At 54.1% G+C, this 18,916-nt stretch carries 17 protein-coding genes; 6 read left to right on the top strand and 11 right to left on the bottom strand.

Annotated elements, in window-relative coordinates:
- The first annotated feature begins 11 nt into the window (after nucleotides 1-11).
- Together KAJ71_RS16605 and KAJ71_RS16600 are read left to right on the top strand one after the other, a co-directional pair.
- Nucleotides 12-194, top strand: a complete 183-nt coding sequence (locus KAJ71_RS16605; protein ID WP_248946793.1) for a YnbE family lipoprotein — start codon at nucleotides 12-14, stop codon at nucleotides 192-194.
- Between the two features lie 8 nt (nucleotides 195-202).
- Entirely contained in the window at nucleotides 203-526 is a 324-nt protein-coding gene (locus KAJ71_RS16600) for a YdbL family probable chaperone protein (RefSeq protein WP_248946749.1), read from the top strand.
- A gap of 120 nt (nucleotides 527-646) precedes the next feature.
- Here the strand turns inward: KAJ71_RS16600 and KAJ71_RS16595 are convergent, their stop codons facing one another.
- Nucleotides 647-1,252, bottom strand: a complete 606-nt coding sequence (locus KAJ71_RS16595) for an FMN-dependent NADH-azoreductase (RefSeq protein ID WP_248946748.1) — start codon at nucleotides 1,250-1,252, stop codon at nucleotides 647-649.
- Between the two features lie 485 nt (nucleotides 1,253-1,737).
- On the opposite strand from KAJ71_RS16595, the gene hrpA reads away from it, so the two are divergent.
- Nucleotides 1,738-5,625: an ATP-dependent RNA helicase HrpA gene (gene hrpA / locus KAJ71_RS16590; protein WP_248946747.1), complete on the top strand. Its 3,888-nt coding sequence runs from the start codon at nucleotides 1,738-1,740 to the stop codon at nucleotides 5,623-5,625.
- On the opposite strand, the gene KAJ71_RS16585 is transcribed toward hrpA, so the two are convergent.
- The gene (locus tag KAJ71_RS16585; RefSeq protein ID WP_248946746.1) at nucleotides 5,610-6,746 is read right to left on the bottom strand and encodes an MFS transporter; all 1,137 of its coding nucleotides are present in this window, start codon (nucleotides 6,744-6,746) and stop codon (nucleotides 5,610-5,612) included. The two genes, hrpA and KAJ71_RS16585, sit on opposite strands and share 16 nt — an antisense overlap.
- A 94-nt stretch (nucleotides 6,747-6,840) precedes the next feature.
- Here KAJ71_RS16585 and KAJ71_RS16580 point away from each other — a divergent pair, with 94 nt between their 5' ends.
- Nucleotides 6,841-7,743 (top strand): AraC family transcriptional regulator, encoded by a 903-nt coding sequence (locus KAJ71_RS16580; protein ID WP_248946745.1) that lies wholly within the window; start codon nucleotides 6,841-6,843, stop codon nucleotides 7,741-7,743.
- Here the strand turns inward: KAJ71_RS16580 and KAJ71_RS16575 are convergent.
- From KAJ71_RS16575 to asr, 3 genes are all read right to left on the bottom strand, one after another.
- A complete protein-coding gene (locus tag KAJ71_RS16575) occupies nucleotides 7,726-8,547 on the bottom strand; it encodes a trypsin-like serine peptidase (protein WP_248946744.1) in 822 nt (273 codons plus the stop codon). The two genes, KAJ71_RS16580 and KAJ71_RS16575, sit on opposite strands and share 18 nt — an antisense overlap.
- 125 nt (nucleotides 8,548-8,672) lie before the next feature.
- Nucleotides 8,673-8,753, bottom strand: a complete 81-nt coding sequence (ydgU, locus tag KAJ71_RS23780; RefSeq protein ID WP_455567118.1) for a small membrane protein YdgU — start codon at nucleotides 8,751-8,753, stop codon at nucleotides 8,673-8,675.
- 91 nt (nucleotides 8,754-8,844) lie between these two features.
- The gene (asr, locus tag KAJ71_RS16570) at nucleotides 8,845-9,054 is read right to left on the bottom strand and encodes an acid resistance repetitive basic protein Asr (RefSeq protein ID WP_248946743.1); all 210 of its coding nucleotides are present in this window, start codon (nucleotides 9,052-9,054) and stop codon (nucleotides 8,845-8,847) included.
- Nucleotides 9,055-9,654: 600 nt separating this feature from the next.
- Between asr and KAJ71_RS16565 the strand changes: the two genes are divergently transcribed.
- Complete coding sequence (locus KAJ71_RS16565; RefSeq protein WP_248946742.1) at nucleotides 9,655-10,872, top strand: ADP-ribosyltransferase domain-containing protein; 1,218 nt, start codon at nucleotides 9,655-9,657, stop codon at nucleotides 10,870-10,872.
- A 321-nt stretch (nucleotides 10,873-11,193) separates the two neighbouring features.
- On the opposite strand, the gene KAJ71_RS16560 is transcribed toward KAJ71_RS16565, so the two are convergent.
- From KAJ71_RS16560 to folM, 4 genes are all read right to left on the bottom strand, one after another.
- Nucleotides 11,194-12,690: a carboxypeptidase M32 gene (locus KAJ71_RS16560; protein ID WP_248946741.1), complete on the bottom strand. Its 1,497-nt coding sequence runs from the start codon at nucleotides 12,688-12,690 to the stop codon at nucleotides 11,194-11,196.
- A gap of 46 nt (nucleotides 12,691-12,736) precedes the next feature.
- A complete protein-coding gene (rstB, locus tag KAJ71_RS16555; protein WP_248946740.1) occupies nucleotides 12,737-14,041 on the bottom strand; it encodes a two-component system sensor histidine kinase RstB in 1,305 nt (434 codons plus the stop codon).
- Nucleotides 14,038-14,766, bottom strand: a complete 729-nt coding sequence (gene rstA / locus KAJ71_RS16550) for a two-component system response regulator RstA (protein ID WP_248946739.1) — start codon at nucleotides 14,764-14,766, stop codon at nucleotides 14,038-14,040. Before rstA ends, rstB begins: the two co-directional genes overlap by 4 nt.
- 71 nt (nucleotides 14,767-14,837) lie before the next feature.
- On the bottom strand, nucleotides 14,838-15,560 hold the full coding sequence (folM, locus tag KAJ71_RS16545) for a dihydromonapterin reductase (RefSeq protein WP_248946738.1): 723 nt from the start codon (nucleotides 15,558-15,560) through the stop codon (nucleotides 14,838-14,840).
- Nucleotides 15,561-15,680: 120 nt separating this feature from the next.
- Between folM and KAJ71_RS16540 the strand changes: the two genes are divergently transcribed.
- The gene (locus tag KAJ71_RS16540) at nucleotides 15,681-16,097 is read left to right on the top strand and encodes a hypothetical protein (RefSeq protein WP_248946737.1); all 417 of its coding nucleotides are present in this window, start codon (nucleotides 15,681-15,683) and stop codon (nucleotides 16,095-16,097) included.
- A gap of 31 nt (nucleotides 16,098-16,128) precedes the next feature.
- Here the strand turns inward: KAJ71_RS16540 and KAJ71_RS16535 are convergent, their stop codons facing one another.
- Nucleotides 16,129-17,520 carry an amino acid permease gene (locus KAJ71_RS16535; RefSeq protein WP_248946736.1) on the bottom strand — a complete coding sequence of 464 codons (1,392 nt, stop codon included), beginning with the start codon at nucleotides 17,518-17,520 and terminating at the stop codon, nucleotides 16,129-16,131.
- A 357-nt stretch (nucleotides 17,521-17,877) separates the two neighbouring features.
- Nucleotides 17,878-18,828 carry a DUF1471 family protein YdgH gene (gene ydgH / locus KAJ71_RS16530; RefSeq protein ID WP_248946735.1) on the bottom strand — a complete coding sequence of 317 codons (951 nt, stop codon included), beginning with the start codon at nucleotides 18,826-18,828 and terminating at the stop codon, nucleotides 17,878-17,880.
- Between the last annotated feature and the right edge of the window lie 88 nt (nucleotides 18,829-18,916).

The following is an 18,916-nucleotide window of genomic DNA, read 5'->3' as shown; positions in this document are numbered from 1 at the left end:
AGAACGCGACCATGCCATTGCTGGTAGCCGTGTTGGGCGCATCCTTGCTGAGCGGTTGCGTACCGCGCATTGAGGTGGCGACGCCTAAAGATCCCATCACCATTAATATGAACGTCAAAATTGAGCATGAGATCCATATCAAAGTGGATAAGGACGTTGAGAACCTGCTGAAAGACCAAAGCGGTCTGTTCTAGGAGCCAGCATGAAAAAGCATTATCTGTGGTTGATTGCCGCCGGTTGGTTATTCAGCGGCATGGCTCAGGCGTTGACGCTGGATGAAGCCAAGCAGCAGGGGCGGGTGGGCGAAACGCTCAGTGGCTATATCGCTCCGGTGAAGCAGGACGCGGAGACTCAGGCGTTGGTGAAGAAAATCAATGCCGGGCGTGCCGAGAAGTACCAACAGGTGGCAGCCAGCAATCATATCGCCATCGATGAAGTTGCGCGGATGGCGGGCCAGAAACTGGTGACACGAGCGGCTGCAGGGGAGTATGTCCGGGGCATTAACGGCCAGTGGTTGCAGAAATAAAAAAAGCGCGCCCTAGGGCGCGCAACGGAATTTAAACGACTTATTTTTATGAGGGTAAAACGGATTTTGCAGGTATGTTTTACTTCCCAGAGCGCAATCTCTGCGCCCTGGCATCGCGATTTAAGCGGCGATCACTTCGGCCAGTAACGCTTTGGCATCGGCCTGGGCCTTGGTCGCAACGTCTGGACCGTAGGCAATCCCTTCGGCAAAGACGAACTCAACCTCGGTAATACCGATAAAGCCCAGGAACAGACGCAGGTAAGGTTCTACCAGGTCGGTTGGGGTGCCTTTATGGATGCCGCCACGGCTGGTCAGAATGATGGCACGTTTGTTTTTTAGCAAGCCTTCCGGGCCGTTCTCGGTATAGCGGAAGGTGACGCCGGCACGGGCAATCAGGTCAAAATAATTCTTCAACTGGGTTGGGATGTTGAAGTTGTACATCGGCGCGGCGATAACGATAGTATCGTTGTCTTGCAGCTCGGCAATCAGTTCGTCTGACAGGGCCAGTGCTTCTTTCTGGCGTGGGGTCAGCGGGGCATCTGATGGACGCATTGCGCCAACCAGTTCGCCATCCAGCACCGGAATTGGCTGTGCCGCCAGGTCACGCACGGTGATGGTATCGTTGCTGTGAGCATTGGCCCACTGCTCAACGAAGAAATCAGCCAATTGGTTAGACTGAGAATAAGTTGCCAGGATGCTGGATTTTAGAACCAATACTTTGCTCATCGATAATTCCTTTCGTGTTGACTGTGACTTCAGGGCTGGTCGCCCGTTGCATGAGGTACACTCTATTCATATTGTTCCAACAGGGATAGCGGAATATTTCGAGATCTACGTTCGATTTTATTGAACAAGAAAATCCAGGCTAAGCGGATGGATTATGGGGAAAAATATCATTGTGATATTCTGTACCGCTTCTACCCGTCGTCTTTCAAGCTGCAGCGTTGTTACCTGCACTATCCCACCCCAGAAAAGTAAGCTCCTGGGGATGAGCTAGCTTGGCGCCTAGCTGTGCTGTACAGGGATGTACGAATGCCGCGAGCGCATGGATGCGCAAGAGCGGCCAGCTCGAAATCCATAGGGTATAGTCAAGTCAAGAACAGACAACCCAATTCAAAATCGTTGCTTTACCCGACTATAGGAGCGGTTCCATCTTTATAGATAGAGGGGCCAACCATTTTAAAGCAGCGAAGAAACAAGGAACACCGAACGTGAAATCTACGCTCGCGGCATTGTCATCCCAACTGGGTGACCTGATGCTCCGTGATCAGCAGCGCCTGCAACGCCGGTTGCAAGGTGCGCGCAAAGTCAAAAGTCCCGAAGCTCAACAGGCGGTTGCCGCAGAAATAGCGGGTGATATTGAGCAAGCCCTGCAGAAGGTGCGCTCTCGCGTTGCCTCGTGCCCGAAAATCACTTACCCGGAAAGCTTGCCCGTCAGCCAGAAGAAGCAGGACATTTTCGCCGCCATTCGCGATCATCAGGTGGTGATCGTGGCGGGTGAAACCGGCTCAGGGAAGACCACACAGCTACCGAAAATTTGCCTGGAGTTAGGGCGCGGCGTCAAAGGCCTGATTGGCCACACGCAGCCGCGCCGCCTGGCTGCACGCACCGTTGCCAACCGCATTGCCGATGAGTTGGAAACCCCGCTGGGTGGCAGCGTGGGCTACAAGGTGCGCTTTAACGATCAGGTGGGTGAGAATACCCTGGTCAAACTGATGACCGATGGGATCTTGCTGGCCGAAATCCAGCAGGATCGCCTGCTAATGCAGTACGACACCCTGATCATCGATGAAGCGCATGAGCGCAGCCTGAACATCGATTTCATCCTGGGATATCTGCGGGAGCTGTTGCCAAAACGCCCGGATCTAAAGGTGATCATCACCTCGGCCACTATCGATCCGCAGCGCTTTTCTCGCCACTTCAACAATGCACCGATCATTGAAGTTTCTGGTCGAACTTACCCCGTGGAGGTGCGTTATCGCCCAGTGGTAGACGACGCCGACGATACTGAACGCGATCAGCTTCAGGCCATTTTCGATGCAGTGGAAGAATTGGGGCGCGAAGGGCCAGGCGATATCCTGATCTTTATGAGCGGCGAGCGTGAAATCCGCGACACCGCCGATGCGCTGACCAAGCTCAACCTCCCGCATACCGAGGTGCTACCGCTGTATGCCCGCCTGTCCAACAGTGAACAGAATCGGGTGTTCCAGTCGCACCACGGCCGCCGCATCGTGTTGGCGACCAACGTGGCGGAAACCTCGTTGACCGTGCCGGGCATCAAATACGTTATCGATCCAGGCACGGCGCGTATCAGCCGTTACAGCTTCCGTACCAAAGTGCAGCGTTTGCCGATCGAACCGGTTTCACAGGCTTCGGCTAACCAGCGTAAGGGCCGCTGTGGGCGTGTCTCGGACGGTATCTGTATTCGCCTGTTCTCGGAGCAGGATTTCCTGTCACGCCCGGCGTTTACCGATCCGGAAATTCTGCGTACCAACCTGGCCTCGGTCATTTTGCAGATGACCTCGCTGGGGTTGGGCGATATTGCCGCCTTCCCGTTTGTCGAAGCGCCGGATAACCGCAATATTCAGGACGGCGTGCGCCTGCTGGAAGAGTTGGGCGCGATCAAAACTGCGGAAAACGGCCACTATCAGCTGACCCCGCAGGGCCGCCAGTTGGCGCAGTTGCCGATTGACCCACGTTTGGCTCGAATGGTGTTGGAAGCCCAGAAGAGTGGCAGTGTGCGTGAGATGATGATCATCACCTCAGCGTTGTCGATCCAGGATCCGCGTGAGCGGCCGATGGATAAGCAGCAGGCCTCGGATGAGAAACACCGCCGTTTCGCCGACAAAGAATCCGATTTTATGGCGTTCGTGAACCTGTGGGATTACCTGAAAGAGCAGCAGAAGGAAAACTCCTCCAGCCAGTTCCGCCGCCTGTGCCGCAACGATTTCCTCAACTATCTGCGGGTGCGTGAATGGCAGGATATCTACACCCAGCTGCGCCAGGTGGTGAAAGAGTTGGGCTTGCCGGTCAACAGCGTGCCTTCGGATTATCGCAGCGTGCATACCGCACTGCTGAGTGGCCTGCTTTCACACATTGGCCAGAAGGATGCGGACAAGCAAGAGTTTACCGGTGCGCGCAACGCCCGTTTCTCCATCTTCCCTGGCTCCGGGCTGTTCAAGAAGCCGCCGAAATGGACGATGGTGGCAGAACTGGTGGAAACCAGCCGCCTGTGGGGACGTATCGCCGCGCGTATCGAACCAGAGTGGATCGAGCCGATGGCTCAGCATCTGGTCAAACATCATTACAGCGAACCGCACTGGTCAAAATCTCAGGGCGCGGTGATGGCCAGCGAAAAGGTTACGCTGTTTGGTTTGCCAATCGTCGCGGCTCGTCCGGTCAACTACAGCACTATCGATCCACTGCTGTGCCGTGAACTGTTTATCCGCCATGCGTTGGTGGAAGGTGATTGGCAGACACGGCACCCATTCTTCGCCGCCAACCTGAAGCTGCGGGCCGAAGTGGAAGAGCTGGAGCACAAATCGCGCCGCCGCGACATTCTGGTGGATGACGAAACGCTATTCAGTTTCTACGATCAGCGAATTGCGAGCGACGTGGTATCCGGGCGTCACTTTGACCAGTGGTGGAAAACCGCCGGTAAGCAGAACCCTGAGCTGCTCAACTTCGAAAAAGAGATGTTGATCAAGGACGGGGCCAACAAGGTCAGTGCGCTGGATTACCCGAACTACTGGTATCAGGGCAACCTTAAACTGCGCCTGACCTACCAGTTTGAACCGGGTACAGATGCCGATGGCGTGACCGTGCACATTCCTTTGCCGATCCTCAACCAGGTGGAAGAGGCCGGTTTTGAGTGGCAAATCCCCGGTATTCGCCGTGAACTGGTGATCGCACTGATCAAATCGTTGCCTAAGCCGATGCGCCGCAATTTTGTGCCAGCACCGAACTACGCTGAAGCTTTCCTTGGCCGGGCAATGCCGTTGGAAATGCCTCTGCTGGATTCGCTGGAACGCGAGTTACGCCGCATGACTGGCGTGACGGTGTCACGTGAGGATTGGCAGTGGGATCAGGTGCCCGATCATCTGAAAATGACTTTCCGCGTGGTGGGCGAGAAACACAAAACCCTGCGTGAAGGCAAAGATTTGGCCGCGTTGAGGCTCCAGCTCAAAGACAAGGTGCAAGAAACACTGTCGGCAGTGGCTGATGATGGCCTGGAGCAGAGTAATCTGCATATCTGGAGCTTTGGTAAACTGCCTGAGTTTTATGAGCAGAAGCGTGGTGGTTACTCGGTTAAGGCTTACCCGGCGCTGGTGGACGAAAAAGACAGCGTAGCCATCCGCCTGTTTGACAGCGAGCAGGAACAGCAGCAAGCCATGTGGCAAGGTACACGCCGCTTACTGTTGTTGAATATCCCTTCGCCGATCAAATATCTGCATGAGAAGTTGCCGAACAAGGCCAAGCTTGGGCTGTATTTCAACCCGTATGGCAAAGTGCTGGATCTGATCGACGACTGTATCTCCTGCGGTATCGACAAACTGATTGCCGAACACGGCGGGCCGGTGTGGGCGGAAGAGAACTTTGCCCGGCTGCAAGAGCTGGTGCGGGCCGAGCTGAACGAAACCGTGGTGGGCGTGGCTAAGCAGGTGGAACAGATCCTGACGGCGGTCTTCAACATCAACAAACGCCTGAAAGGGCGCGTTGATATCTCGTTGGCGTTGGCGCTGTCCGACATCAAGGCCCAGCTTAACGGCCTGGTTTACCGTGGCTTTGTCACCAATAACGGCTGGAGTCGCCTACCGGACACCTTGCGTTATCTGCAAGCGATTGAGCGCCGCCTGGAGAAGCTGGCGATCGATCCGCACCGCGATCGCGCTCAGATGATCCGTGTGGAGCAGGTTCAACAGGCTTGGCAGCAGTGGTTGAACAAGCTGCCGCCAAAACGTCAGCAGGATGAAGAGGTGAAGGCGGTACGCTGGATGATCGAGGAGCTGCGCGTCAGCCTGTTTGCGCAGCAGTTGGGCACGCCTTACCCGATTTCTGAGAAGCGTATCTTGCAGACCATCGATCAGCTTTCGGCGTAACGTTTAAGCCTTGCTGAACCGGCAAGGCTTAACAAGCTACATCCCTGCAGCGTTAACGGCAGGTGCTGGCCCATGGCGGCCAGTGCCAGGCCGCCAGCGATCAACAGATAATAGAGTAACCCCAATACCGCGCTGGCAGCACCCAGCCGGTTGCGGTAACTCTTCAGCGCCTGGCTGAGAATATTGGGAATGGCTAAGCCAAATGCCACGGTCACCGCCATGCAGGGCAGCAGGATCATCAGACTTGCCTGCCAATACCACGCACCAACTGAGGCTAACAGCGCTAACAGGCTGGCCATTTGGATCTGCCGGTAAACGCATAACCTTTTTTGCAGAAGGTAGCGGTTCGCCATTGCGCCGCACAGGCTGCCAAAGGCCAAAACAATCCCCGAATAACCAAACTGCTCGCTGGTTAGCTCCAAGGTCTCAAAAATAAACGGGGCCAGACTGAAGTAGCTGAACGCCATGATGTTAAAACTGGCAACCAGCAACGCCGAGCACCAGATTTGCCTATCGCGCAACATCTCCTGCAAACAGGGGAGTAACGCGATACCGGCGGTTTGTTGGCGGGTTTCTGGCAGCGCTCGCCAGCACCAGATCAGCAGCAACAGCGCCAATCCTGCCTGCGCGGAGAAAATGGCCATGCGACCGCCCCAAAACACCAGCATACCGCCGCTAAACATGCCCAACACCGGGCTTATCGACAACGCCATGCCAATTATCGCAAACATCTTTGCTAACGCCTGCCCCTGATAGACATCGCGCAGCATGGTCTGTGTCACCACAGAACCAACGGCGGCACCAAAGGCGATAACGGCACGCGAGACGATGAGCAACGTGAAAGAACTGCTCAGCAACGCCAGCAAGGCTCCGGCCGTATACAGCACCAAACCGGCCAGCATGGCGGTTCTACGGCCATATTTGTCACTGATTGTTCCCCAAAATGCCACGCCGAAAGCGAAGGCGAAAAAATAAACCGATAGCGTGTGGCTGGCCTGCGTGGCATCGATTTGGTAATCAAAGCGGATAGCGGTTAACGCCGGGCTATAGAGCGTTTCCAGGATTTGTGGTGCCATGATCATCACGATGATCAGTGGCAGAGGTAGATTTTTGACGGACATGACATTCTCCCAAATAAGTGACGGCAGTATAGGGAGATCGTGATTGTTCGATTACAATCATCAGGACAAAAAACAATGAAAATAGGACTGTGGCATGGCGTTGATTGCTCAACATCAGGTGTTTGATCCGGATAGTTTCACTGCTCCAGTGGTGGGGATTAGTGCCGAACTGGCGGATCATGATTCTGGCGAACATCAGCATCAACGGGCCCAGATCCTCTATGCTCCACGTGGCTGTATGACGGTGACGTTAGCCGAACGCTGGCTGATCCTGCCGCCAACGCGCATTATCTGGATACCGAGCGGCGTACGACACCGCGTGCAACTGCGCGGGCAGGTGGCTTACCGTTCGCTCTATTTTGCGGATGCCACAATACTGGCAATGCCGCACTGTGCCGTGTTGGCCGCCAATCCTTTGCTGGCAGCGGTGATAGAACGCATCGCGCATTGGCCGTTTGACTACGCGCAGCAGCATCCCCAGGCGGAAGATCTGTTGCGAGTCTTGCGCAATGAACTGAGCGTGGCGGAGCAGGAAAATACCAGCTTGACGCTGCCGAGCGATCCTCGGGTCTCAGCCTGGATTGATAGCTTAAACGGCGTCGATCAGCTACCCGGGCTGGTGGTATTGGCCAAGGCGATCAATCTGCATCCTAAAACGTTAACGAGAATTTTCCTGCGGGAAACGGGGCTGAGCTATCAGCAGTGGTGTCAGCAATGGCGTTTGATGCACGCGATTGAGCTATTGGCTCAGTTGCCTTCCGTAAGCGCGGTTGCGCAGCGGCTGGCCTTCTCTAGCGACAGCGCGTTTATCGCCTTTTTCCGCCAGTATACCGGTACCACGCCAAAGCGGTTTATGGCGGGTGGGGAACGAGGGATTGATAGATTACTCCCTCCAAGCGTTGATAAGGTATTGCAGCACAGTTTGCCTGCCACCATTACCCTTCAATGGGATAACGGTGGCCTGCGCTGTTCGGAGGAGTTACTTACCGGCGGCTAAGAGATCCAACGCATCCCGAATCGCGGTGACAGAAAGCGCGCGGTTATCGGCTCGATAGCGATCCTGCGCGGCGGGTGCAGAACTCTGGATAGCAATAAGTCGCCAGCCGTCGTCGGTCTTCAATATCAATGGGGAGCCGCTGTCACCCGGCAAGGTATCGCACTGGTGTGATAGAACGCCCTGTTGCGCCCAACCGGTGACTTTACAATTCTGATGGCTGTACAGGTCGTCCAGATGATCCTCCGGATAACCGGCCTGGGTGACCAGGCGTTTCGCCCGCTTTAAGGTTTGTGTTAACGCTTTATCGTCACCTTGCCATAATGGCAACGGCTTAATGGGTAGCGCCGCCTTATCTTTTAACTCGATCAATGCAAAATCATACGCCGCCGCTGCCGGTGGCACGATCCAGCCGTCGCCATCCGCCTTCAGCTTCTTGCCTAATGACTTATCGACCAGCGTTTCGATATTTTCCGTCTGGTATTGCCAGCCTTTGCTACCGGAAATAAAGCGCAGCGCTACGGCCTTATCAAGATTGCCGGGAGGGGCCAGTACGCAGTGGCCAGCGGTGAGGGCCAGATGCGGGGAGATCAGCGTCGCGGTGCACAGGTTGCCACTGGCGGTTTCTACCTGGCCAATGGCCTGCCACGGCCAACCGCTGGTTTCGGTGACTTTAATACGGTCATCTTTGCCAAAAAACAGACGGGTTTGATCGGCCGCAGACGCCTCGGAAGGGCTATCAGCATGCGCAGAATGGGATAAAGCCAAAGGAAATGAGCACAACAACAGTAAAACAGAGATGCGCATAGGTTTCTTGCCTGACAAATTCGGATCATCCATAGACACACTGAATGCTAACTATAGACTGATTTCGCCGCTATGTAGATGGTCGGCGATTGATTTTCCGATAATTTTCTGAGAAAAAGCGGAGGTTACAGATAAAAAAAGCTGGCGATCAGCCCGCAAACGATCAGGGTGCCAAGGATGATTTCGAACCGATAGCGACGCAGCATAGACAACCCCCCGATGAAAAAACACCCGGCGAACCGGGTGTTGGACAAATCTTACCAGAACAGGTGAGGGGTGCCCCACGCCGGTTGGCTATCAGGCAGCCGGCGTTGCTGCTTTCTTGCTGGATTTTTTGTGATGCTTTTTAGCTGCCTGAGCTTTTTGCTCGGTAGTTTTCTTCGCGTGATGTTTTTTCGTCTGGGTGACTTTTGCCGGAGCAGCCTGGGTAGTGGCGGCTTCAGCGGCGAAAGCGATAGATGACAAGCCCATTGCAGCGGCAACAACCAGAGCTAATACTTTTTTCATCGTTAGAACCTCAAATGTCTGTTGGTTTGTAACCCCACTGCGGGGCTGTTGAAATAATCTTATGCAAACCGAGGAAGAGTTTCCGTGAGTGATTGGTTTCGGCGTGTAACCTAATGTACGAGTGCAGAACTCGTGGCACGGTAGGCCAGGAGGGATTGATTGGCCTGTTTTATCGTTTCTTTAGTTACAACATACATTACTGATATTGTAATCCACCAACCTGCGGAACCGGTGCTTTGGGGAAGGGTGTGCACTATGAGACATCGCTAGTTATTAAGGGCTAAGTTCGGCAATATAACGCTTATCATTCATCTCGCCAGACTGGTGTGTAGCAAGCAGATCATCGAACTCATCCAGCAAAGGAGCAAACCGTTCATCCGGGTAAACGAAACAGCCGAAATCTTCCTATACTTCAAACCGGAAGTTGCTGTTCAAATGCTCCCGCTGGTCCAATATTTCCTCTCAGCCACTTTCTGCGGCCTGTTACTTCTGATTCGGAGTGTTTCTTGATAGTCCCCCACCCTGAAATCTGCAATCATTGTACGATTTCGCAACTTCGCGCATGAACAATATTCATGCACTCAACAAAGAGGGAAATGAATGCCAATAAATTCTATTAGACATGATACCGCAGTGTCTGTGAATGACATACGGCAAGACATAGCCGTATTAAGCAAAGATAGAAGCGAACTATCGCAAAAGATCTCAAGGATTAAAAATACCGTAACCGAGATAACTCAATCTATTGCTGCGCATAAAAAGAATATTGCCGGCAACCAGTCATTACTTAAAAGCCTTCGGTCAGTCTCAGGAAAATATGGTGAGAATGCCGCTGTACGCCTGAAAAACGATCATTTCAAATACGGTCAGGCGAGTAACTTTGTTAACAATATGTTTCATGGTAGCCGTTATCAGACTGAGCGCGAAGCAGCAGTCAAAAAAATCAATGCTGAAGGGAGTACAGTATCTGCCGGACAGGCGATAAAAGCGCTACAGATAGGAATTGGTAGTGCCTTAAAGGAGGTTAATGGGCTAAAAACGGAGGTCGCCAAGAATGCTGAGAAAATTGATAAGAACGAGGCGAAAAAATACAGTATACAGAAAGAAATAGACAAGCTTGTTGAAATTGAAACCGATGCGAAAAAGGCTGATGAAGAAAACCTCAAGAACCGACAAAAATTTTCCTCGGTCTATCAAAGCAACGAGGGATGCAGAGGGATCAACGAGCAGGCGCGTTATCAGTTTGGCAACGGCCGCTCAGCGGGCAAAGTGAGCGGGAGTAAAGTCGTTGAAGAGTACCGCATGGCTCATGGTGATGATATTTTTAGCCGTGGCAATAAGGCGCTTGAATCGACTATTAAGGCAAATTGTAGCGATCTGAGCGCAGTGGTGGCAACGGGCGCTAAAGTATGCTACACCCCGACAGCAAAAAATATGACAACTTTCCGTGGGCAAGGCATGACACAGAGCGGGATTAACGCGTTAATCTCAGGATTTAATACCGATAAACTTAATAAAACTGAAACCGTGTATAAACTTGGGCAATTCTTCTCCACATCCAGATCTGAAGACGTTGCCCACGAATTTGCCAACCTCAGTCAGGATGAGGTAAAAGTTATATTCAGGGTGAAAGGCAATAGCAGCAACGGGTTATCCATCCCGGGTGGTCTATCATTTAAGAATAAGGAGAAGGAAAGACTGTATTCCCCGCTGGCGAATTTCAAAGTTACAGCCGTATCCGCAGGAGCGTCGAATAGTTACAATGTCTCGTTAGAGGAAGTCACGAAGGTTGACAGGGCGCGGATCCTGCCCTATTAACTGAACAAAAAGATGTGAACGTAGCGGCCTTACAGGGCGCTACGTTCACAAAGAAGAGTGAAACCGTAAGTTTCTGTTCAAATGTTCCCGCTGGTCCTATACGGAATTAACCGCTAGATTTGGTGCGCGGTCAGCCAAAATGGTACAAGCGCTGGCGGAAGCACTGCTGCCCTCAAGGGCCAGTGCAATGGCAGCCGTCCGCCCCGGCAGCCAACCGGCTTTCAAGTAACACATTGATGGTTAAGGTCATGCGGACTCTGTTTTGCAAATCCGTACGTTAAGCTATACCAGCAACACCTTAACGTACGGAGGGTTCGGAGATTACAGGTAACGGCTTTCCAGATGCCGGCGGAAGTAGCTTGGGTCTAACGCCTTGCCCGTGGCGTTGGTGATCAAGGTATCGGTAGAGTAACGGCTGGCATGACGCCAGATATTTTGCTGTAACCAATGGAATAGCGCGCTCAAATTACCGGCGGCAATATCTTCGCTCAGTTTTGGCATTGCGGTGCGGGCACTGTCGAACAGTTGTGCCGCGTACATGGCGCCTAAAGTGTAAGTTGGGAAATAACCAAAGGCGCCATCCGTCCAGTGAATGTCTTGCATACAGCCGTTGCGATAATCCCCAACGGTATCCAGGCCAAGGTAGCTGTGCATCTTCTCATTCCACAGCGCCGGAATATCGTCTACTTCGATCTCGCCCTCAATCAACGCACGCTCGATCTCATAGCGTAATATCACATGGGCAGGGTAGCTGACCTCGTCGGCATCGACGCGGATCAGGCCAGGCTTCACCCGCTGATTAAGGCGAATAAAGTTGTTTTCTTCCAGGGCGGGTTGTTCACCAAACTGATTGACGATCAGCGGCCGCAGGACTTTCAGGAAGTCGCTACCCCGGGCCAGCTGCATTTCAAAGAACAGGCTTTGCGATTCATGGATTGCCGTCGAGCGAGCTTGAGCAATAGGTTGGCCCAGCCACTCACGTGGCAGATTCTGTTCGTAGCGGGCGTGGCCGGTTTCATGCACGATGCCAAGCAGTGCGGTAAGAAACTCTTTCTCGTTATAGCGCGTAGTGATGCGCACATCTTCCGGCACGCCGCCACAGAACGGATGAGCGCTGACGTCAACCCGGCCACCGTCAAAGTCAAAGCCGAGCAGCTTCATCACGCTCAGGCTCAGCTTACGCTGGGTGTCGACATCGAACGGGCCTTGCGGGATCAGGCAAGGCTCCTGCTGCTGTTTGGCGACCACCCGTTGCAATAAATCGGGCAGCCAGGTTTTCAGATCGCCAAAGATACGGTCCAGATCGCTGCTGCGCATGCCGGGTTCATACAGATTGAGCAACGCATCATAACGGCTGACGCCTGCGGCCTGCGCACGGATCTGCGCTTCTTCACGGCTCAGTTTGACCACTTGGCGCAGGTTATCGTTAAAGCCTTCCCAGTCATTGGCCGGGCGTTGGCTGCGCCAGGCATGTTCGCAGCGTGCACCGGCTAGCGATTTGGCTTCGACCAGCGCCTCGGGTACCAGCACGGCATTATCATACTGGCGGCGCATTTCGAGCAGGTTGGCCCGGTCAAATTCATCGAGTGCTTCCTGCTGCGCGTGATCGAGCAGTTCACCCGTTTTCTGTGCCGTCAGGATTTGATGCTTCAATACGCTCAATTCCGCCAGGGCTTCGGAACGCGCCTTATTGCCACCCGGCGGCATCATGGTTTGCATATCCCAGCCGCTGATGGCTGAGAGGTGGTCAAAACGCGAAAGGCGGGTGAATAGGGCGCGAAGTTGGCCGTAGGCCGTAGAGGATGATGCAGATGTCATTTGTTCAACTCCATAGTGGATCCGTTGAGCCAACGGGGCCGGATCGTTATGCCGGTTCTGTTTTGGTATCTAAAAAGGGTTTAATCGGCCAGCAGAAGCGGAAACTGGCGCCGCCCAAAGAGCTGGCCTGCACAAAGACCTGGCCTTGATAGGCCACGGCGATGGAATGCACGATTGCCAATCCAAGCCCGCAGCCGCCGGTAGCGCGATCGCGGCTGGGATCGAGGCGGACGAAGGGTTCGAATACCCGTTCACGCTCTTCCGGCGGAATGCCTGGGCCATCGTCTTCCACCTGCAGGCACGCGGCATCACCGTCAAACCATAGGCCGACCCGCAAACGCCGTTCGCAATAGCGCAGGCCATTGTTGACCAGGTTGTCTAACACGCGCTCCATCAGCCGCAGATCGACACCGCCAAAGTCACCGACATGCGGGATGTTCAGTTCAATGTCGTGCTCTGGGTGGATCAACTTGATATCGGCCACCTTATCCTGTAGCCAGCCGGGCAAATCGATAGGCTCGATATTTAGCGCGACCTGTGGCCGATCCAAACGCGCATAGGTCAACAGCTCGTCGATCAGAGATTCTAGCTGGCCGATATCCCGATTCAACGCTTGCTGTTCGCCGTCGGTCAGATTATCGCTCATGGCTAACCGGTAACGCAGGCGTACCAGCGGTGTCCGCAGCTCATGGGCAATACCGTCAATCAGCTGTTTTTTACTGACGATCAACGTGTTGACGTTATCGGCCATCTGATTAAAGGCAACGCCAAGCCGGTAAAGGCTCGAGGTGGGCACAAAGTGTGTACGTTCATCGAGATGCCCGGCCCCCAAACGTTGGGCGGCATTTTCCAGTTTCAGCAAATCTTGCCAGTGCGGGCGCATCCACAGGAATACCGGCAGGGCCAGCGACATGCCGATAAAAATCAGCAACACCAAATCCAGGATGCGCATCTGGTGCAGATAAAATAGATAAGGGATGGGGCCGACGACCAGCACGTAATGGCTGCGTGGGATACGCTGCATGAAGGTATAGCGGTCGTCCAGTGCGATAATTTCACCCAAGCGCAGCCGCTTGGTGAGGTCTTCATTCAGGTTTTGCTTACCGAGCGGTTCGATATGCAGTTTGAACGACAGGTTTAAATCCAGGGTGGCGATGGTTTTATTCCAGTCCCTCAGCGGGATCTCCCGCAGCTCGCTGCGCATCAGATACAGCGAACTTTTCATCAGGTCGTCCATCGATTGGCGCCCGGCACGTTCGGCGGTAACTTTGTAAACCAGGCCGACCAGCATCGCCATCACCAAAAAGCAGACGAACAGCAGTAAAAAGAACTGCACGAACAGTTTTCTCATTGCTGCACCGATGCCCAGGCGTTGGGGGCAAACAGATAGCCCTTGTTGCGTACGGTCTTGATGCGAAACGGCTCCAGGGCATTGTCGTACAGCTTGCGGCGCAGGCGTGAGATGGCCACATCGATACTGCGGTCCATACCGTCGTAGCTGACGCCGCGCAGGTTTTGCAGCAATGCTTCACGGGCCATGATTTGCCCGGCATGGGTCGCCAGTTCCCACAGCAGATCGAAATCCGAGGTGGAAAGGGTGACGATCTCTTCCCCCAGAGTCACCTGACGGTTGACCGGATCGATGCACAGCAAGCCAAAATGCACGGCATTATGTTGGGTAATGTTCTGTGTTTGATCTTCTTTTGGCTGGTTACCCCCGTGTTGGCGCAGGTGTAAACGCAGGCGAGCCAGCAGCACTGCAGGTGGCGTGGTCTTCAGGATGTAATCATGCGCACCCATCTCCAACGACAGGATGTGATTCATATCGCTGTCCAGCGAGGTGAGCAATACGATCGGGCCGGGATACACCGGGCGCAGATCGCGGCACAGCGTCATGCCGTCCTTGCCGGGCAGCATGATATCCAGCAGCACCAGGTCAGGCTGTTCCCGCTCAATGCAGGCCTGTGCCGTATCGCCACGCGGTTCGATGATGACGTCAATGTCATGTTTGCCCAGATAGGCGGCAATCAGTTTGCCCACTTCAGGATCGTCTTCTACAAAAACAATTTTAGTCATAATAGGGGGGTTTTATAGGAAAAACGGCATCCAGCATAGCGCGCTGCTCGGTGTTGCGCCATGCCCATTATTCAGCGCAGCGGTCGCCCGCCATCGACGCCGTGGGTGCGCCCGGTGACGTAGCGGCTGCCCATCAGATAATCCACCAGATTGACCACTTCACTTTCCCCTGGGGCGATCTGCATCAGGGATTTGGTCAGCGCCTGCTGGCGATAGGCTTCATCGTCACAGGTGTTGAACATAATCAGTGCCGGGGCGATAGCATTCACTTTGACGTCGGGGGCCAATTTGCGGGCAAAGGAACGGGTCATGTTATCCAGCGCGGCCTTGCTGGCGGCATAGGCAATGTGCTTGTCACTGCCTTTCTCCACCACATAATCTGTCAGATGGATGATATCGGCACCGGCTTGCCCTTGGCCAAGCAGGCAGGATTCCAGCAGTTGGTTTAACAGGTAGGGGGTATAAACGTGGATCTGAAGCATGGAGGCCATCACCTGCTCCGGTGGAGTATCCTCCGCCTCTGCCAACCAGGCGCTGGCGTTATGGATCACGGCACGCAGCTTTGGGGCAACCTGTTTTACCTGATCGGCAAAACGATAGATCCCTTCGTGGGCAGAGAAATCGCCCTGTAGGCAGATCGCGCCAAGGTCTTGGAGTTCGGCTAAAGCCGGGTATTCACTGCGATAGGCAATAATGACCGGAACGCCCCGTTGTAAGAACGACTTGGCCAGAGCCAGCCCAATTCGGCGGGCACCGCCGGTGATCAGCACAGGGGCCGAGTTGTGAGAGACCATCGAGTAAAGCTCCTGAGCAAACTGGCAAACATGAAAGGAATTATGCCATTATACGTCAGAAAGCGAATAGCGCTTCCCATCGATGACATTTCAGCACTGGCCACCAGAAGGGTAACGAAGATGAACAACCATCATCTTGCATTCGTCGCGCGCAGTGAGAGAGTCTGTTTTGACTACACCCATTTTTTATCTGCCTCCTGCAAGAAGCAGTGGCGCTTTATTGATGCAATCTATGGCGTGATGCCCATCTTTGGCATGGTAGTTAAATCGCGCGTGACAGGCTCACGTTCGCGCCAGGATCAGTTGAAAGAGTTGGCGTTACAAGTGGTTTCGACGCAGGTCAGCGATGAGGTCAATATCGTTCGCCTGATCGATCTGGCCAGGCAACAGCAGTTGGTGGTGTTTGATATTCAGCTACCATATCCGCTGGTGGCGGAGCAGCTGGCCGGCATTGAGAAAGAGTGCGGCGAATCGGTGGTGGTGACGCAGGTCGGTGAGCGGATCACCATTAACACCCAACCGATGGGGGGGAATTAACCGGGTGAGGCCACCCGGTTAATTGGGTCGATCAATGCAACATAAACCACCCGGCCGGGATGGTTGCGGCCAACAGTAGCATAACGGTGCTTTTCTCTAGCCGGTTGAGCAATTTCACGTTCTGATGCCCGCTGCGGGCATACATAAACACCAGCAGGCCAGGCGCATACAGCAGCACCGACATCAACAAGTGCATCAGGCCCGAAGCATAAAGCAGCCACAGCCCATACAGGCAGGCACCGCTGGCGGCGAAAATCAAACGCTTGTCCTGCCGCTGACGGGCCACTTTGAACAGGAAAGCTCCCACCAGGAAATACGGCACCAGGATCATCTCGGAAGCGATGGTCAGCAGCGAGTTGTAGTTGCTGCCGGTCAGCCAGATAATCACCAACGCAATTTGCACCGCCCCATTGGTTAGCCACAAAGAGGCTGATGGAGCGTGGTTCTGGTTTTGCTTGCGGAAAATTTTAGGGAATGCGCCGTGTTGAGCCGCCAACAAAGGTACTTCGGCGGCCATGATGGTCCAGCTCAGGTAAGCCCCGCAAACCGAAACGATCAGGCCAGTGGCGATGATTACATCCCCCCAAGGGCCGATCAGGTCTACCATCAGCACCGCCATTGACGGGTTACGCATTTCAGCCAGCTCACTACGTGGTACCACGCCGAGTGACAGCAGGGTGATCACCAGATACACCGCCAAAGCGGAAACCACGGCCAGCATGGTGGCGCGGCCAACGTCTTTTTTCTGCCGGGCGCGGGAGGAGACCACCACAGCACCTTCAACACCGATAAACACCCATAGGGTGATCAGCATGGTGTCTTTAACCTGCTGCCAGACTGGCGTACCAAGGGCAACGCCGTGGAAGTCCAGGGTGAAGGTATCCATATGAAACGCGATAGCGGCCAGTACGGCAAACAGGCCGATTGGTAGCAATTTGGCGAGGGTTGCCACCAGATTGATGCTGGCCGCTGTCTGCACGCCGCGCAGTACCAAAGCATGGACGATCCACAGCAACAAGGATTCGGCGATCAGCGCCTGCCAGGTATTGCCATCGCCCAGGATCACCGCGCCGCTTCGGTCAGTAAACAGGCTTAGTGCGGCAAACACGATCACCAGATAAGAGACGTTGGCGATCACCGCACACAACCAGTAACCCCATGCGGAGCAGAAGCCCACCAGTTCACCAAAGCCTTCTTTGGCATAGGTGAAGATCCCACCGTCCAGATCGGGGCGCAGTCGGGTCAGCAGCAGCATGGCAAAGGCCAGGAACAGAATGCCGACGCCCGTGATGGCCCAACCGATCAGCAAGGCCGCCGGGCTGGCAACCTCGGCCATATTCTGCGGCAGGCTAAAGACGCCTGCGCCCAGCATCGAGCTGAGTACCAAGGCGGTTAACGCGGTAAGACCAAGTTTTCTTTCCAATGAGGGATCCCGAGACAGAATAAACAACTATCCCCGTCGCCTTTCAAGCTGCAGCGTTGTTACCTGCGAGCATGAACCCCAGTCACTTACTCAAGTAAGCTCCTGGGGATTCATGCTCTTGTCGCCTAGTTGCAACTTGAAATTCATAGGGGATAAAAATCAGCCGTGCAGACTAGCCATAACGTCATGGCAATTTACCGCAAGGGCAGGCAATGGAGCTAAAAATTGGCGCAAATTCTAAGGGGAGATGCTTGTGGATGCAATGATTGGTTATGCGCGATGGGTAAAAACTTATTCAGCAGTGACATAAAAAAGGGCTGCGCAATTGCAGCCCTCAGATATCGGTATCAACAGGGATTATTTGAACAGGTCGGCGCTAACGGTCAGGTTGCCGCCGCTCTTGTTCTGCCACTGGCGCGTCACGTGGTAATACTTGGCGCCTTTCTCTGCGGCACGTTTCGCCACTTCGGTGGAAACGTCGGTCATGCTGTTGAAGTGGCCGGTGAAGGTCACGGAATCAAACGGCACCATCTGCGCGGCGGTGACGTTATTCACTTCCTGGATCTTGGTCCCGTTCGGCAGAGTTACAGTGTAACGCTGACCGGTAGAGGACTGGGTTTCGAAGAAGCGGCCAACGTCACGGGTTGGTGAGCCAGAAGAGGCGACGCCTGGGATCTCCACCTTGGCGGCTTCTGCACCACCAGCAGCCAGCATGGCTTTACCGGCTTCGGAATCGGCAGGCACGGCATCTGGACTCTGCACGACACGTTTCGGCGCATCGGCTTTATAGATGTAAGCGGTAATGAACTGGTTGCCGCCCTGGTTGGCATCCACCTGACGCACGATAAAGAACGAGGCAGCGCCTTTCTTCTGTGCGGCTTTGGTTATGGCGTCGTTGATGTCTGGCTGGCTGCGGTAGAAGCCGCTGACGGTGACGGTGTCGTAAGGCTCAAGCAGGAAGGCTTCGTCTTTTGGCAGCTCTTTCACGCCGTTAATCACGCGGTACTTGGTCTCTTTGCTGACTTCTGGAGCATCTTTATGATAGACGTCTGCGGTGACGCGCCAGTTGCCGCCATTGTTGCTGTTGTTGATGTCCTGGATATAGAAGGCGTCGGCCCCCATTTTATCTGCACGGCGGGATACGGCATCGGCAGCTTCGTTGATGGCAATAAAACGGCCGGTAATGGTGATGCGATCAAACGGCTTGATGGCCGCTGCTTTCTCAGGAGTTAACTCTTGCGCGGCATGCACAGACAGCGCAGTAAGTGATAACAAGGCTGATGCGATGATCGTGGTCTTCAGCTTCATAAAAAATCCTTTCGCCAAGCGCAGTAACGTTTATAACGTGCTGAACAGTTTAGGTGTAATTCAGCCGCAGATTATGACATGTAATCTT

The organism is Serratia silvae, assembly GCF_023282985.1.
GTDB classification, from domain to species: domain Bacteria; phylum Pseudomonadota; class Gammaproteobacteria; order Enterobacterales; family Enterobacteriaceae; genus Chania; species Chania silvae.
The sequence above is the reverse complement of the archived record's forward strand: the minus strand, read 5'-3'. Positions and strand labels throughout refer to the sequence as shown.